Annotated in this window: 12 protein-coding genes; 8 read left to right on the forward strand and 4 right to left on the reverse strand. The window is 65.7% G+C overall.

The window, feature by feature from the left end; translation table 11 throughout:
* The first annotated feature begins 62 nt into the window (after positions 1 to 62).
* From B7P44_RS17955 to B7P44_RS17980, 5 genes are all read left to right on the forward strand, one after another.
* Positions 63 to 467 (forward strand): GlcG/HbpS family heme-binding protein, encoded by a 405-nt coding sequence (locus tag B7P44_RS17955; RefSeq protein ID WP_059610626.1) that lies wholly within the window; start codon positions 63 to 65, stop codon positions 465 to 467.
* A gap of 326 nt (positions 468 to 793) precedes the next feature.
* On the forward strand, positions 794 to 2,968 hold the full coding sequence (locus B7P44_RS17965; RefSeq protein ID WP_084906904.1) for a malate synthase G: 2,175 nt from the start codon (positions 794 to 796) through the stop codon (positions 2,966 to 2,968).
* A 526-nt stretch (positions 2,969 to 3,494) separates the two neighbouring features.
* Positions 3,495 to 5,051 (forward strand): sensor domain-containing diguanylate cyclase, encoded by a 1,557-nt coding sequence (locus B7P44_RS17970; protein WP_084906906.1) that lies wholly within the window; start codon positions 3,495 to 3,497, stop codon positions 5,049 to 5,051.
* Positions 5,052 to 5,155: 104 nt separating this feature from the next.
* Positions 5,156 to 6,538, forward strand: coding sequence for a cache domain-containing protein (locus B7P44_RS17975; protein WP_084906908.1), 1,383 nt, complete (start codon positions 5,156 to 5,158; stop codon positions 6,536 to 6,538).
* A 40-nt stretch (positions 6,539 to 6,578) separates the two neighbouring features.
* The gene (locus B7P44_RS17980) at positions 6,579 to 7,250 is read left to right on the forward strand and encodes a response regulator (protein ID WP_084906910.1); all 672 of its coding nucleotides are present in this window, start codon (positions 6,579 to 6,581) and stop codon (positions 7,248 to 7,250) included.
* A gap of 18 nt (positions 7,251 to 7,268) precedes the next feature.
* On the opposite strand, the gene B7P44_RS17985 is transcribed toward B7P44_RS17980, so the two are convergent.
* The 3 genes from B7P44_RS17985 to B7P44_RS17995 all read right to left on the reverse strand — a co-directional run bounded on the left by B7P44_RS17985 (position 7,269) and on the right by B7P44_RS17995 (position 9,011).
* Positions 7,269 to 7,484, reverse strand: a complete 216-nt coding sequence (locus B7P44_RS17985; RefSeq protein ID WP_084906912.1) for a hypothetical protein — start codon at positions 7,482 to 7,484, stop codon at positions 7,269 to 7,271.
* Between the two features lie 435 nt (positions 7,485 to 7,919).
* Positions 7,920 to 8,513: a peptidoglycan recognition protein family protein gene (locus tag B7P44_RS17990; RefSeq protein WP_193834343.1), complete on the reverse strand. Its 594-nt coding sequence runs from the start codon at positions 8,511 to 8,513 to the stop codon at positions 7,920 to 7,922.
* 15 nt (positions 8,514 to 8,528) lie between these two features.
* Positions 8,529 to 9,011: an Hcp family type VI secretion system effector gene (locus tag B7P44_RS17995; protein WP_084906914.1), complete on the reverse strand. Its 483-nt coding sequence runs from the start codon at positions 9,009 to 9,011 to the stop codon at positions 8,529 to 8,531.
* Positions 9,012 to 9,765: 754 nt separating this feature from the next.
* Here B7P44_RS17995 and B7P44_RS36410 point away from each other — a divergent pair.
* The gene (locus tag B7P44_RS36410; RefSeq protein WP_133118035.1) at positions 9,766 to 9,984 is read left to right on the forward strand and encodes a hypothetical protein; all 219 of its coding nucleotides are present in this window, start codon (positions 9,766 to 9,768) and stop codon (positions 9,982 to 9,984) included.
* 310 nt (positions 9,985 to 10,294) lie between these two features.
* Here B7P44_RS36410 and B7P44_RS18005 read toward each other — a convergent pair whose 3' ends face one another.
* Positions 10,295 to 10,891, reverse strand: coding sequence for an MlaC/ttg2D family ABC transporter substrate-binding protein (locus tag B7P44_RS18005; RefSeq protein ID WP_084906918.1), 597 nt, complete (start codon positions 10,889 to 10,891; stop codon positions 10,295 to 10,297).
* A 330-nt stretch (positions 10,892 to 11,221) separates the two neighbouring features.
* On the opposite strand from B7P44_RS18005, the gene hpnN reads away from it, so the two are divergent.
* Together hpnN and B7P44_RS18015 are read left to right on the forward strand one after the other, a co-directional pair.
* Positions 11,222 to 13,855 carry a hopanoid transporter HpnN gene (gene hpnN, locus B7P44_RS18010; protein WP_084906920.1) on the forward strand — a complete coding sequence of 878 codons (2,634 nt, stop codon included), beginning with the start codon at positions 11,222 to 11,224 and terminating at the stop codon, positions 13,853 to 13,855.
* Complete coding sequence (locus tag B7P44_RS18015) at positions 13,848 to 14,786, forward strand: MlaA family lipoprotein (protein ID WP_084906922.1); 939 nt, start codon at positions 13,848 to 13,850, stop codon at positions 14,784 to 14,786. Before hpnN ends, B7P44_RS18015 begins: the two co-directional genes overlap by 8 nt.
* Positions 14,787 to 14,889: the final 103 nt, after the last annotated feature.

Below are 14,889 nucleotides of genomic sequence, written 5' to 3' on the forward strand. Positions count from 1 at the left end.
GCCCGTGCGCACTGGATCGAACTGATCGACAGCCCACGTCACCTGATTCCGGAGCATACGCCATGCAAACCCGACCCGTACTCGAACGCGCCGACGCGGACCGCATGCTGGCCGCCGCCCGCGCGGAAGCCGAACGCCACGGCTGGGCCGTGACGATCGCCGTCGTCGACGACGGCGGCCACCCGCTCGCGCTGATGCGGCTCGACGGCGCGTCGCCCGCGAGCGCGTACGTCGCGCAGGAAAAGGCGCGCGCCGCCGCGCTCGGCCGGCGCGAGACGAAGGCGTATGAGGATATGATCAACGGCGGCCGCACGGCTTTCCTGAGCGTGCCGATCGCGGGCTTGCTCGAAGGCGGCCTGCCCGTGACGGTCGACGGCCAGGTCGCGGGCGCGATCGGCGTGTCTGGCGTAAAGTCCGAACAGGACGCGCAGATCGCCCGCGCCGGCCTACAAAGCGTCGCGGCGTAGGGCCTGTTCACGCTAATAACGGGCTTGCGCTGGCCGCCAGAAGGGCCGAGCGCGAGGAATGGGACGAAGCGAATACCGAGCGTATTCGCAAGGAGCATGACGCGGCGATCGGCCCTTCTGGCGGCCAGCCCCACGAATGAATTTTTTTAGTTACGGGAACGTGCCTTGCCGGCCGTATTGCGGCGTCGCGCGTCGCTTGTTTGGCTCGGCCAAACGGCGCTCCTTGCTCCTTGCACTACGACCGGCAAGGCACGTTCGCAAGCCCGTTATTAGCGTGAACAGGCCCTAAGCCGCGCGCGCCCCATCTTTCCCCGGGAGGACTCACGATGATCGACCATGACGGACTGCAAGTCGCGCAAGCGCTGAGCCAGTTCATCGAAAACGAAGCGCTGCCGGGCACCGGCATCGACAAGGCGGCATTCTGGCGCGGCTTCTCCGCGCTGGTGCACGACCTCGCGCCGCGCAACCGCGAACTGCTCGCGGAACGCGACCGCCTGCAGCAGGAACTCGACACGTGGCACCGCGCGCACCCCGGCCCGGTGCGCGACCATGCCGCGTATCGCGCGTTCCTCGAGCAGATCGGCTACCTGGTGCCCGCGCCCGCGAACGTCGCGGCGGCCACCGCGAACGTCGACAGCGAAATCGCGAGCCAGGCCGGCCCGCAGCTCGTCGTGCCGCTGTCGAATCCGCGCTATGCGCTGAACGCGGCGAACGCGCGCTGGGGCAGCCTGTACGACGCGCTGTACGGCACCGATGCGCTGCCCGAGGACAACGGCGCGGAACGCACGGCGGCCTACAACCCGACGCGCGGCCAGCACGTGATCGACTATGCGCGCGGCGTGCTCGACAACGCGGCGCCGCTCGCGCGCGGCTCGCACCACGATGCGCTGCGCTACCGCGTGCAGGACGGCCAGCTCGCCGTCGACACCCGCGACGGCGTCACGCCGCTCGCGCAGCCCGACCGGTTCGCCGGCTACCAGGGCGCGGCCGATGCGCCGTCGGCGATCCTGCTGAAGCACAACGGCCTGCACATCGAGATCCAGATCGACGCGTCGACGCCGATCGGCCGCGCCGACGTCGCGAACGTGAAGGACGTCGTGCTCGAGGCGGCGGTCAGCACGATCATCGACTGCGAGGATTCGGTCGCCGCCGTCGACGCGGACGACAAGGTGCAGCTCTACCGCAACTGGCTCGGCTTGATGCAGGGCACGCTCGCCGAGGAAATGTCGAAGGGCGGCAAGACCTTCACGCGCCGCCTGAACGCCGACCGCGACTACACGACGCCCGCCGGCGGCACGCTGACGCTGCACGGCCGCTCGCTGCTGTTCATCCGCAACGTCGGCCACCTGATGACCAACGGCGCGGTGCTCGACCGCGACGGCAACGAGATTCCGGAAGGCATCCTCGACGGCGTCGTCACGACGCTGTGCGCGCTGCACGACCTGAAATCGAAGCGCAACTCGCGCACGGGCTCGATCTACATCGTGAAGCCGAAGATGCACGGCCCCGTGGAAGTCGCGTTCTCCGACACGCTGTTCGCGCGCATCGAGGACCTGTACGGCCTGCCGCGCAACACGCTGAAGATGGGCATCATGGACGAGGAGCGCCGCACCAGCGTGAACCTGTCGGCGTGCATCGCGGCCACCGCCGCGCGCGTCGCGTTCATCAACACGGGCTTCCTCGACCGCACCGGCGACGAGATGCACTCGTCGATGGAAGCGGGCCCGATGATCCGCAAGGGCGACATGAAGTCGTCGGCGTGGATCACCGCGTACGAACGCAACAACGTGCTCGCCGGCCTGGCCGCGGGGCTGCGCGGCCGCGCGCAGATCGGCAAGGGCATGTGGGCGATGCCGGACCTGATGCACGCGATGCTCGAGCAGAAGATCGCGCATCCGCGCGCGGGCGCGAACACCGCGTGGGTGCCGTCGCCGACCGCCGCGACGCTGCATGCGCTGCACTATCACCTGGTCGACGTGCAGGCCGTCCAGCAGGAACTCGAGCAGATCCCGTACGCGAGCGAGCGCGACGCGCTGCTCGAAGGGCTGCTGACGATCCCGGTCGTCGAGCGCGCCGAATGGAGCGAAGCCGAGATCCTGCGCGAAGTCGAGAACAACGCGCAGGGCATCCTCGGCTACGTCGTGCGCTGGGTCGAACAGGGCGTCGGCTGCTCGAAGGTGCCCGACATCAACAACGTCGGCCTGATGGAAGACCGCGCGACGCTGCGCATCTCGAGCCAGCACATCGCGAACTGGCTGCGCCACGGCGTGATCACCGAGGACTTCGTGCTCGGCGTGTTCAAGCGGATGGCGCGCGTGGTCGACCAGCAGAACGCCGGCGACGCGAACTACCGGCCGATGGCGCCCGATTTCGATGCGTCGTATGCGTTCAAGGCCGCGTGCGCGCTCGCACTGCAGGGCACCGCGCAACCGAGCGGCTACACCGAGCCGCTGCTGCACCAGTTCCGGCTCGCGTTCAAGCAGCATCAGCGCGCCGGCTGATCACCGCACGCGGGTCGCGCCCGCGTGCTTGCGCGCCGAAACGGGCGGCCATCAAGGCCGCCCGTTTTTTTCATATCCGGTCACAAACGGCCGTTCGATTCAATCTTCCGGTGCACCGGAACGGATCTTGCTTCGCGCCTGAAAACCGTTGCCGGACAAGGCTCGAACCGCTGTTCACGTCCGTTGAAACCCGACGTAATTCAAATCGTCACAACGATTCTCAACATTTATCGCGCCTGCAAAAGCGCGCAGTTATACTGCGTCCGATGCGCGCCGTGCAATGTGCCTTGCAACGGACGCCGACGGCACTGCGCGAGGGTCAGCCGCCTGCCGCCGATGATCAGCTTGGTCGTTTCTCCAGCAACAGGGGACAGACATCCGGATGGTTTCGGTGCCCGCCCGGGGCCCGCCGCCATCCGGCATGAACAGAGCCGTACCGGATCGCCGCCATCAACAACATACGAACAACCGCATCGGCCCGGAACGCCCGTCGTGCGCACCGGCGATGCCCACCGATCTTCGGACCATGGCAGACACCGACTACGCAGCGCCCAGCGAACCCGGCCTGACGAGCCGCGCCGCCGCGCACCTGCGCCGGTTGTTGCTTCCGCACCTGATTTTCTACTCGGGGCTGCTGATCGCGCTGCTCCTGCTGCTGCTGTGCGGCATCCTGCTCTACGAAGGCCGGGTCGATGCGCGCGAGCGCGCGCGCACCACGATGCAGAACATCGCGCTGATGGCCGCATGGGACATCGAGCGCAACATCGAGATCTATTCGCTGTCGCTGCAGGCGGTCGTCGACGGGCAGAACCAGCCCGACGTCGCGCGCCTGCCGATGGCGCTGCGCCGCCAGGTGCTGTTCGACCGCGCGACGGCGGCCCGCTACCTCGGCGGCATCTATGCGATGGACGCGCAGGGCAACATCGTCGTCGACGGCGCGAGCGACGTGCCGCGCGTCGCCAATTTCGGCAACGAACCCTACTTCACCGTGCATCGCGACCACCCGGACGTCGGCCTGTACATCAGCGATCCGTATCGGTCGCGGCTGCGCAACGGCTCGCCGAGCATCGCGCTCAGCCGCCGCGTCTCGCGGCCCGACGGCTCGTTCGGCGGCATCGCCGTGATGTCGATCCGGCTCGAATATTTCCAGGATCTGTTCGCGCGCCTCACGCTGGGCAAGCGCGGCTCGATGTCGCTGATCGCGACCAACGGCCGGATGCTGATGCGCAAGCCGTTCGATCCGAAGATCATCGGCCGCGACATCAGCAAAGCCAGCACCTTCAAGCATTTCATGACCGCCCACGACGGCAGCTTCGCCGACACCGCGTCGATCGACGGCGTGCGGCGCCTGTACGTGTTCCGGCACCTCGACAACCTGCCGCTGATCATCATGGTGGCCGAGGCCGAATCGGACATCTACGCCGCGTGGTACGACCGCGCGATTCCGATCGGGTCCGCGATGGTGCTGCTTGCGCTCGGCTTCGTCGGCCTGTCGCTGCTGCTCGACGTGCAGCTGCGCAGGCGCCATCGCGCGGAAGCCGAGCTGCGCGCGCTCGCGCGCACCGACGGCCTCACCGGCCTCGACAACCGCCGCATGCTCGACCTCACGCTCGAGCGCGAATGGCGCCGCGCCGCGCGCTCGCAGCATGCGCTGTCGCTGCTGTTCATCGACGTCGACTACTTCAAGAGCTACAACGACACGCAAGGCCATCAGGCCGGCGACGACGCGCTCGCCGCGGTCGGACGCTGCCTCGCCGGCTGCCTGCGCCGCCCGGCCGACTACGCGGCGCGCTACGGCGGCGAGGAATTCGTCGTGATCCTGCCGGACGTCGATGCGGGCGGCGCGGCGGCGGTCGCCGAAACGATCCGCGCGAGCATCCACGAGCTCGGCATCCGGCACGGCGCCAGCGAGTTCGGCCGGCTGACCGCCAGCATCGGCGTGACGACCTGCTTCCCCGAATGGGACGGCAACGTCCACACGGCGCTGAAGCGCGCCGACGACGCGCTGTATCGCGCGAAGGCGCGCGGCCGCAACCAGGTGTTCGTGCAGGCTGCCGTGCGCTTCCAGCGCCAGCGGGCCTGACGCGGCGGCCCCGGGCCGCCACGCACCCGCGAAATCGCCGACAATACCGGCTCGATGCGCCCGCCGCACGGCGCCTGCGCGGCCGCGCGCCGGCCCACACCATCATGAGACTCAAGGCAAAGATCTTCCTTCTGGCCATCGTGCCGTTTCTCGTCGCGATCGCCGGCATCGGCTTCGGTGTGCGCCACCAGGCGACGTCGCTCGCGCACACCCAGCATGCGACGATCCAGTCGGCGTACCTGTCGAGCAAGGAAGTCGAGCTCAAGCATTACGTCGACCTGGCGACGAGCGCGATCATGCCGCTCTACGACGCGAGCGGCAGCAACGCGCGCGACGACGCGCTGCTGCGCACGCAGGCGCTCGCGATGCTGCAGAAAATGGATTTCGGCCCCGACGGCTATTTCTTCGTGTACGACCTGCACGGCAATTCGCTGATGCATCCGCGCGAGCCCGAGCGGGTCGGCCACAATTTCTGGACGATGCGCGACCCGCAGGGCAGCCTGACGATCCAGCAGTTGATCAACGCCGCGTCGCACGGCGGCGGCTACGTCCGCTACATCTGGCAGCGCCCGTCGACCGGGCGGGCCGCGCCGAAGCTCGGCTACGTGGTCGCACTCGAGCGCTGGGGCTGGATGGTCGGCACGGGCATCTACCTCGACGACGTCGACAACGCGCTGCAGCGGATCGACGCGCGCGCGTCCGCGAACATCGAGCGCACGATGAGCTGGCTGACCGTGATCGCGCTGGCCGGCGCGGCGGTGATCGCCGTCTGCGCGCTGGTGCTGAACGTCAGCGAATCGCGCAGCGCGGATGCGAAGCTCAAGCAGCTGGCGCAGCGCGTCGTCGAATCGCAGGAACAGGAGCGCGCGCGGCTGTCGCGCGAACTGCACGACGGCATCAGCCAGATGATGGTGTCGGCGAAGCTGATGCTCGAATCGGCGCTCGCGCGCTTCGAGCGCGGCGCGGCGCGCGTGCCCGAGGCCGAGCAGGCGCTCGCGTCCGGCGTCGTCAGGCTCGGCGACACGCTGCGCGAAGTGCGGCGCATCTCGCACGCGCTGCGCCCGGCGATGCTCGACGACCTCGGGCTCGCGGCCGCGCTCGACCAGCTGGTGCGCGAGCTCGGCGCGGAAAGCGGCGTCGACATCGGCTACACGCAGGTCGCGCACAGCGGCGCGCGGCCGCTGCCCGCCGCGGTCAATACCGCGTTGTTCCGGATCGCGCAGGAAGCGCTCAGCAACATCGTGCATCATGCGCAGGCGTCGCGCGCCGCGGTGACGCTCGACGTCGCGTCGCACGCGGTCACGCTGAGCATCGCCGACAACGGCTGCGGGTTCGACGCCGAGCGCTCGCAGGCTGACGCGCGCGGCGGCATCGGCCTGCGCAACATGCGCGAACGCCTCGACGCGCTCGGCGGCGCGCTGACGATCACGTCGCAGGTCGGCCATACCGTGGTGGCCGCGCGCGTGCCGCTGACGTCACCGGCCTGACCGCGCATCCCGCCACTCGATCCAAGGAGACCCATCGCCCATGAGCGCCCCGGACACCCCCGCCAGGCTCCCCGCCGAACCCGTCGCCCAGCCGGTCGCCCGGCTGCTGCTCGTCGACGATCATCCGCTCGTGCGCGACGGCCTGCGGATGCGGCTCGAAGCGGCCGACCTGTCGGTCGTCGGCGAGGCCGGCAACGCCGACGAGGCGCTGGCGCTCGCCGGATCGCTTGAACCCGATCTCGCGCTGATGGACGTCGGGATGAACGGCATGAACGGCATCGCGCTCGCCGGCGTGTTCCACGAGCGCTTTCCCGGCATCCGCGTGCTGATGCTGTCGATGCACGACAACGTCGAATACGTGACGCAGGCCGTGCGTGCCGGCGCGAGCGGCTACCTGCTGAAGGATTCGCCGGCGAGCGAGATCGTCCGAGCGATCGGCGCGGTGCTCGCCGGCCACACGTTCTTCAGCGAGGGGCTCGCCGCGCGGATGATCCACGCCAGCGCGGCGGCGTCGCCGCTCGATCGCCTGACGCCGCGCGAACGCGACATCCTCGACGCGCTCGCCGAAGGCCTGTCGAGCAAGCAGATCGCGCAGCAGACCGGGCTGTCGGTACGCACCGTCGAGACGCACCGGCTCAACCTGAAGCGCAAGCTCGACATCGAAGGGCAGGCCGAGCTGATCAAGTTCGCGGTCGAGCACCGGCGGCGGTAGGGGCGAAACCCGGGTAGCTCACGCCACGCGCCAGGGCCATCGCACGAACGGCCACAAACGGAAAACGGCGGCGCGATAACCGTCGCTGACGCGCGCTTTGAGCTGCCGATTCTTGATGCCGGTGTTCGTAGCCGTATCTGCTTTGTGCAGGTTCAGACGGATTCGGTGCGGGATCGCAAAGTTCTGGGCCGCGTTGTTGACGCGAACCCTGCATGGGTCTTCACCGAAGGCCATGTCCAACTTCCAGCCCACACGGCCCGGCAATCTAGCATTCCCCAACGTCGCCAAGCCCATAAGTGCACGCAAACGGGTCGTACCATTTATTATTTTTATAATAAAGCGTCACAACATCCCCTCTTGTGAAAATAAATGTCGCAACGCCGCTCGAAGATAGCTTCCACGTCCCCGAACTGCCATCATCGAATTTCAAAGCTCCCGTTGCATAACACGAAGAATAGCGCTCGTGAGAAAGCATATATCCCTCTACCGGATAAGCCCTTAAGAAGAAATTTCTAACCTGTTTGACAGTGGGTCGAAATTTTTTACAGGCACCCGCCATCTCAGCATCTCTACTCTTCCCGTATTCGTGTATCTCGATAGATTTCACCCCTCTAGCTTGAGAGGCACAGCAAAACAAAAAAATACACGAAAATAATAACGATTTAGATCTCATTCCCATTTTTCAGTACTCGCCTCGGTTTCCTTCTTGTACGACACCTCAGGATGTTTGTATATCTCAGCAACAGATACCCCCAATGTTTCGCAGAGTTCTTTCACAAGCCACCGCAAAGATTCATTTTGCTTATCATTTACAACCTCATAGATTTCCGTTTCCCTATCCATGCGACCAACAATCTCTATCCCAATAGAGTCCGCATTTCCCGGATACCTATCTGGAAAACCCCTCCTATACTCCACCCCTGACAATTTTTTATATTTTCCCGCCATATGAGACATCCTCTTAAACTCGGATGGGCTACACTTCTTTTCCACAAGGCATCGAGATTTTAGCAATCCAACATGATTGGTTCGCTTGTACACCGAGGCGGTTTGATAAATGGCTCCATTCTTGTCTATCAGGAAGTGCGCTCCGTTCGCCCCACTTTCCGCATAGCTATTAAACGAGCTACTTGCCGTGGTTCCATCTGTTTGGTGAACAACGATTCCATTCACCTTACTCATCTGACCTCGCTCAATTGTTGAAAAAATCTTAACCTTGATGCGCTCGGCGTCGACATGACCTTGCTTTGAAATAAACAACACTGCACACCCCCATCGTTAAATAGCCTTATTGGCCTTGATGTCGTAGCCCATGCTCACAGCCCCGGCATTACCACCCCGGAAATTCTGAATCACATATTCCTGCCTCACACGAGCAAAGGACAATCGAACTTCTTCGCGCGGAACCCGCATGTTAGTGTTGCTAACAGGCTTGACCTGGGTAATGAGCACGTCCTCCATCGTGATTGCGAGATATTCGAGCGGCGCATCACCAGCCTTACGCATTACCAGTACAGCGCGTTCAATATGCTTTCCCGTCAGACAATACTGAACCAGATTCGGCGTGGCACGGTCGATGTAGTGCTCGAAGGTCAGATCGTCAACGGTGCATTTGCCTGCACCGCCGCCACTCCCCATATGCATATTAGATTGCTGGCTCACCGACCAATACCACGTCAGCACCTCGATTTCGTTCGAATGGTTGGCATCCATCGATTCGCCCGCTATGCCCGTTAGCCTCAAGAAAATATCCTGCGCCATCCCCCCTCTCAATTAGAAAACAGAAAATCAAACCAACCAAACAATGAAAGATGAAGTTTGACGCGTCAATCAGACAAAACCGAAAAGCAGAATCCGATGTATTGCAACGCAGGGCAATCGCACGAAATGTCACCGACGGAGAACAGCGGTGCAGCAGACGTCGCTGGCACCCGCTTTGGGCAGGTTCAGGCAAATGCGGCGCAGGATCGCAAAGTTCTGGGTGGCGTTGTCGACACGACCCCTGCATTGGTCTTCGCCGAAGGCCATGCCCAGGCAAACCGGGCCATAAGTCCGAATCAGGCTCCCAGCACGCAAGGACATCGCAGGCGATACACCAGCGCGTTTCGATACGGTCGCAGTCCTTGTCGATGTCCTGATACTCGGCGGCGTGGTGTTCTCTCAGGGGGGGAACCGTTACTACATCCGGCTTCGGACAGGCTTTCTAGCAGACGAAAACCTTCTTTAACGATTTACACATTTCGTGCGATTGCCCTGCGCAACGCGCAATTCGCCTTCCAATTTCATACTTGTCCAATCGACCTTTCCCAAGGTCGATGGAATTCTTTCGCTTTCCACAACAAGCGACGCGATCGTGATTCGCATGACGCGTGCACGAACTCGTCATGCGGCAATCGGCATCGCAGGCAGGTATCGGCAATCTGAATCGAGCAGTGAAATCGCGATGTTCCGTATCGCAGTTGTCGGCGATGGAAGGGCGGCGTCCACTCGCCGCAGATATAGCTGAGGTTGCGACGTGAAACAGGCTTCGCGTGCGTGGTGGAAGGACCGGTTACTGCTGTTGCTGGTTGCGCTTTTGTGTGCCGGGTTGGCGAGCGTGTTCGTTCGTATTTCGGGGAAAGAGGCGCCGACGATTATCCTGGCGATTACCATCGCCGCATTGCTCATCGAGAACCGCAGGCTTCGCAAGGCGCTGCGGCAAGCCACCGAGGAAAATCGTCGACGCGAACCATAAGCGCGGCTTCGCGTATGGCCAACCTCCATGCCATTGCAAACGCAACATGCTGGCCGAAGGCAAAATGCCCTTCAGCGCTTTGCCGAACAGATTTTCGTAGCAGATCCGCCGCCATCCCGCCCGGCATTGATTTCCTCGCGTCGAGGTCGCCGGACACCGCTCAATGTGAAACGCCCCGGCCGCATTCGCGACCGGGGCGTCATGGTTTCAGTGTTCACGTTCCGCTGGTTGGCGTCTCGACAGCAAAAGACTAAGCTAAGCGAGCCGGCCGCCGAAGGGCCGCATTCCAGTCGCGAATCGCGCCCGACCGTCAGTTCGTCCGTGCGTTGTGCTTCTGCAGGAACGCGATCAGGCCGTCGATGCCGCCCTGCGCGAGCTGGCTCTTGAACTGCCCCTGGTAGACCTGGATCAGCCACGCGCCCGACATGTCGATGTCGTAGATCTTCCAGTCGTTGCCGATCTTGCCGAGCCGGTAGCCGACCGACTGGCTGTCGCCCGGCGTCGTCACCGTCGACTGCACGAGCGCGTCGGCGCCCGACGCGCCGCCCGCCTTGAACGAGAACTTCGCGTCCTGGTTGCCGAGCTGCGCGAGCGACGCGGCGTAGGTGCGCGTCATCAGCAGCTTGAACTGCTTGTACAGCTCCTGCTGCTGTTGCGGCGTCGCCTGCTTCCACGCGTCGCCGACCGCGATGCGGGTCGTGCGCTCGAAGTTCGTCGCCGGCAGGAAGCGCGCCTCGACCACCTGCGTGACCTTCGTCATGTCGCCGCCGCGCGCGACCGGATCGGCCTTCATCGCATTGACGGTGCCCTCGACCGCATTGCGAACCACGTCGACCGGCGCACTCTGCGCGAAAGCGGAAATCGACACGGTGGCCGCGGCGAGAAAAGCAAACAGATGACGTTTCATACGGATATCGCACTCGCTAAGGAAAGACGGACGGCGCGGCGCGCCGTCCAGTCGACGCAAGTATACCGGGCCTGACGCACGCCTGCCGCGCGGTGACCGACTGTTACCTTTGCGCCGGATTGTCACAGGCGCAGCCGAAAGCAGCGCCCGGGCGCGGGTCCGAGGAAAGTAAACAAACGCTTACTTATGACGGGAATACGGCCCGGCGCCGATTCCCCCTCCACCGCGAAAAGATTCTTCCGGCCCCACAGCGCCCAACGTCACGACCGACGCCCCGCTGCGCCGGTATACTTGGACACTTTGCCTTTTAGAGCCACACCCCACCGCCTCATGGTGACCTCTCTCATCATTCGACTCGTCGCGTGGTCGGTCCGACGCCCGGTCTGGGTCGTCGCGCTGTCGCTGATCATCGCCGCCCTGAGCGGCGTCTACGTCGCGCGTCACTTCAAGATCAACACGGACATCAGCAAGCTCGTCGACGCGGAGCCCCAATGGGCGGCGCTCGGCAAGGGCATCGACCGCGCGTTCCCGCAACGCGACGGCACGATCCTCGCGGTCGTCGAGGCGCCCGCGCCCGAATTCGCGACCGCCGCCGCGCATGCGCTGACGGCCGCGCTCCAGAAGCAGGCCGAAGCCGGCCGCATCGGCCAGGTCGCCGAGCCCGGCGGCGGCCCGTTCTTCGAGCACAACGGGCTGCTGTTCCTGCCGCCGCAGGAAGTGGCGGACACCACGTCGCAACTCGCGCGCGCCCGCCCGCTCGTCAACGAGCTCGCGAAGAACCCGAGCCTGACCGGGCTCGCGACCACGCTGTCGACGACGCTCGGCCAGCCGCTGCTGACCGGCCAGGTGAAGCTGCCGGCGATGGCCAAGCTGCTGTCGCGCAGCGCCGCGACCGTCGACGACGTGCTGGCCGGCAAGCCCGCCGCGTTCTCGTGGCGCGCGCTCGTCGACAACGACGCCGCGAAGCAGCCCGCGCGCGCGTTCGTCACCGTGCAGCCGGTCGTCAACTACGGCGCGCTGAAGGCCGGCGAGGAAACGAGCCGGACGATCCGCGACACCGCGCGCACGCTCGACCTCGAGAAGCGCTTCGGCGCGGTCGTGCGGCTGACCGGCGAGCAGCCGCTCGCCGACGACGAATTCGCGTCGGTGCAGGACGGCGCGGCGCTCAACGGCGCCGTCACGCTGCTCGTCGTGCTCGGCATCCTGTGGCTCGCGCTGCGCTCGAAGCGGATGATCGGCTCGGTGATCGTCACGCTGTTCGTCGGCCTCGTCGTGACCGCCGCGCTCGGCCTGATGCTGGTCGGCTCGCTGAACATGATCTCGGTCGCGTTCATGGTGCTGTTCGTCGGCCTTGGCGTCGATTTCTCGATCCAGTACGGCGTGAAGTACCGCGAGGAGCGCTTCCGCGACCCGCGCATCGACCACGCGCTGATCGGCGCCGCGCACTCGATGGGCATGCCGCTCGCGCTCGCGACCGCGGCGGTCGCGGCCAGCTTCTTCTCGTTCATCCCGACCGCGTATCGCGGCGTGTCCGAGCTCGGCCTGATCGCGGGCGTCGGCATGTTCGTCGCGCTGGCCACCACCGTCACGCTGCTGCCCGCGCTGCTGCGCCTGTTCGCGCCGCCGGGCGAATCGAAGACGCCGGGCTTTCCGGCTCTCGCGCCGATCGACGAGTTCCTCGACGTGCACCGCAAGCCGATCCTGATCGGCACGCTCGCGGTCGTGATCGGCGCGCTGCCGCTGCTCAAGTTCCTGCACTTCGATTTCAACCCGCTGCACCTGAAGGACCCGAACAGCGAATCGATGGCGACGCTGCTCGCGCTGAAGGATTCGCCGGAGGCGTCGGTCAACGACGTCACGCTGCTCGCGCCGTCGCTCGCCGAAGCCGACGCGGCCGCGAAGCGCCTCGACGCGCTGCCCGAAGTCGGCCGCACGACGACGCTGTCGACCTTCATCCCCGCCGACCAGCCGGCCAAGCGCGCGTCGATCGCCGCCGCCGCGAGCGAGCTGCTGCCCGCGCTGACCCAGCCCGCCGCGCCGCCGGCGACCGACGCGCAGCGCGTCGCCGCGCTCAAGCGCGTGTCGGACCTGCTGGGCTACGCGGCCGAGGATCATCCGGGCCCGGGCGCGGCCGCCGCGCAACACCTGTCGGCGTCGCTCGCGAAGCTCGCGGCCGCCGACGCCGCGACGCGCGACCGCGCCGAGCGCGCGTTCTCCGATACGCTGCGCACCGCGCTCGGCCAGCTCGCGACGCTGCTCCAGCCGCAGGAGATCACGCGCGATTCGCTGCCGCCGCAGCTCGTGCGCGACTGGATCGCGCCGGACGGCCATGCGCTCGTGCAGATCTCGCCGAAGGTGCCGAAGGGCGTCGACCCGGGCGACGACACGATGCTGCGCCGCTTCGCGACGGCCGTGAAGGCCGCCGAGCCGGGCGCGATCGGCGGGCCGATCTCGATCCTGCATTCGGCCGACACGATCATCAACGCGTTCCTGCATGCGGCGCTGTGGTCGATCGTGTCGATCACGATCCTGCTGTGGATCACGCTGCGCCGCTTCGGCGACGTGCTGCGCACGCTGGTGCCGCTGCTCGTGTCGGGCGTCGTGACGCTCGAGCTGTGCGTCGTGTTCGGCATGTCGCTCAACTTCGCCAACATCATCGCGCTGCCGCTGATGCTCGGCGTCGGCGTCGCGTTCAAGGTGTATTTCGTGATGGCGTGGCGCGCCGGGCAGACCGGCCTGCTGCATTCGAGCCTCACGCACGCGGTGCTGTTCAGCGCCGCGACAACGGCCACCGCATTCGGCAGTCTGTGGCTGTCGCATCACCCCGGCACGTCCAGCATGGGCAAGCTGCTCGCACTCGCGCTGACGTGTACGCTGATCGGCGCCGTGGTGTTCCAGCCGGTACTCATGGGCAAACCGCGCGTGAAGCGCGCGAAGAACCAATCGCAGGGAATCAATGAATAACAGAACCATTGCGGCCACCGTCGCCGCTGGCGCGCTGCTGAGCGGCTGCGCGACCGGCCCCAACCGCAATCCGTCCGATCCGCTCGAGCCGATGAACCGCGCGGTGTACACGTTCAACGACACCGTCGACCGGAACATCGCGGTGCCGATCGCGAAGGGCTACCAGAAGGTCACGCCGACGCCGGTGCGCACGGCGATCAGCAACTTCTTCTCGAACCTCGGCGACCTCGGCAACATCGCGAACAACCTGCTGCAGTTGCGGATCACCGATGCGACGCAGGATTTGATGCGCGTCGCGATGAATTCGCTGTTCGGCGTCGGCGGCCTGATCGACATCGCGACGCCCGCGGGGCTGCCGAAGCATCACCAGGATTTCGGCCTGACGCTCGCGCGCTGGGGCGTGCCGTCCGGCCCGTACCTGGTGCTGCCGGTGTTCGGGCCGAGCACGATCCGCGACGGCGTCGGCCGCGCGGTCGACGTGCGCTTCAACCTGCTCAACTACATCGAGCCGGCCGCGCGCAATCCGATGTACGTGATGCAGTTCATCAGCGCGCGTTCGGACCTGCTCGGCGCGACCGACCTGCTGAAGCAGGCCGCGCTCGATCCGTATTCGTTCGTGCGCGATGCATACCTGCAGCAGCGCAAGTCGCTGACCTACAAGGGCGAGTCCGCGCCGAGCGCGCTGCCGCAATATAACGAGCCGGATGAATCGAGCGGCGAGGCGGCGCCGGGCGGCAAGCCCGCGAACACGCCGGCTGCGCCCGGGTTGCCGAGCTATGAGGATCCGGGCGAGTCGGGCGGGGCGCCGGCCAATGCACCGGCCACGGCAGGGTTGCCGCAATACGCCGATCCGGGCGCGGACAACGCGATGCCGGCGAGCGGCGCGACAGCGGCGCCTGCGGTGCCTGCGAGCATTCCCGCGGCACAGTAACGCCGCGACGGCCGGAAGGCGATCAGGAGCGCTGCTCGATGCAGCGCTCTTTTTCATGGTGGACGTCGCAATCGCGTCCCGATCACGGCCCCGGCTGGCTGCT

The sequence above is a fragment of the Burkholderia ubonensis subsp. mesacidophila genome (assembly GCF_002097715.1).
Taxonomy (GTDB): domain Bacteria; phylum Pseudomonadota; class Gammaproteobacteria; order Burkholderiales; family Burkholderiaceae; genus Burkholderia; species Burkholderia mesacidophila.

Bases quoted from the DNA above. Each gene is read 5' to 3' on its own strand.
- B7P44_RS17955 (WP_059610626.1), top strand. From the start codon at position 63: ATGCAAACCCGACCCGTACTCGAACGCGCCGACGCGGACCGCATGCTG.
- B7P44_RS17985 (WP_084906912.1), bottom strand. From the start codon at position 7,484: ATGGCCTTCGGTGAAGACCCATGCAGGGTTCGCGTCAACAACGCGGCC.
- B7P44_RS18005 (WP_084906918.1), bottom strand. From the start codon at position 10,891: ATGAAACGTCATCTGTTTGCTTTTCTCGCCGCGGCCACCGTGTCGATT.
- B7P44_RS17995 (WP_084906914.1), bottom strand. From the start codon at position 9,011: ATGGCGCAGGATATTTTCTTGAGGCTAACGGGCATAGCGGGCGAATCG.
- B7P44_RS17970 (WP_084906906.1), top strand. From the start codon at position 3,495: ATGGCAGACACCGACTACGCAGCGCCCAGCGAACCCGGCCTGACGAGC.
- hpnN (WP_084906920.1), top strand. From the start codon at position 11,222: ATGGTGACCTCTCTCATCATTCGACTCGTCGCGTGGTCGGTCCGACGC.
- B7P44_RS18015 (WP_084906922.1), top strand. From the start codon at position 13,848: ATGAATAACAGAACCATTGCGGCCACCGTCGCCGCTGGCGCGCTGCTG.
- B7P44_RS17980 (WP_084906910.1), top strand. From the start codon at position 6,579: ATGAGCGCCCCGGACACCCCCGCCAGGCTCCCCGCCGAACCCGTCGCC.
- B7P44_RS17975 (WP_084906908.1), top strand. From the start codon at position 5,156: ATGAGACTCAAGGCAAAGATCTTCCTTCTGGCCATCGTGCCGTTTCTC.
- B7P44_RS17965 (WP_084906904.1), top strand. From the start codon at position 794: ATGATCGACCATGACGGACTGCAAGTCGCGCAAGCGCTGAGCCAGTTC.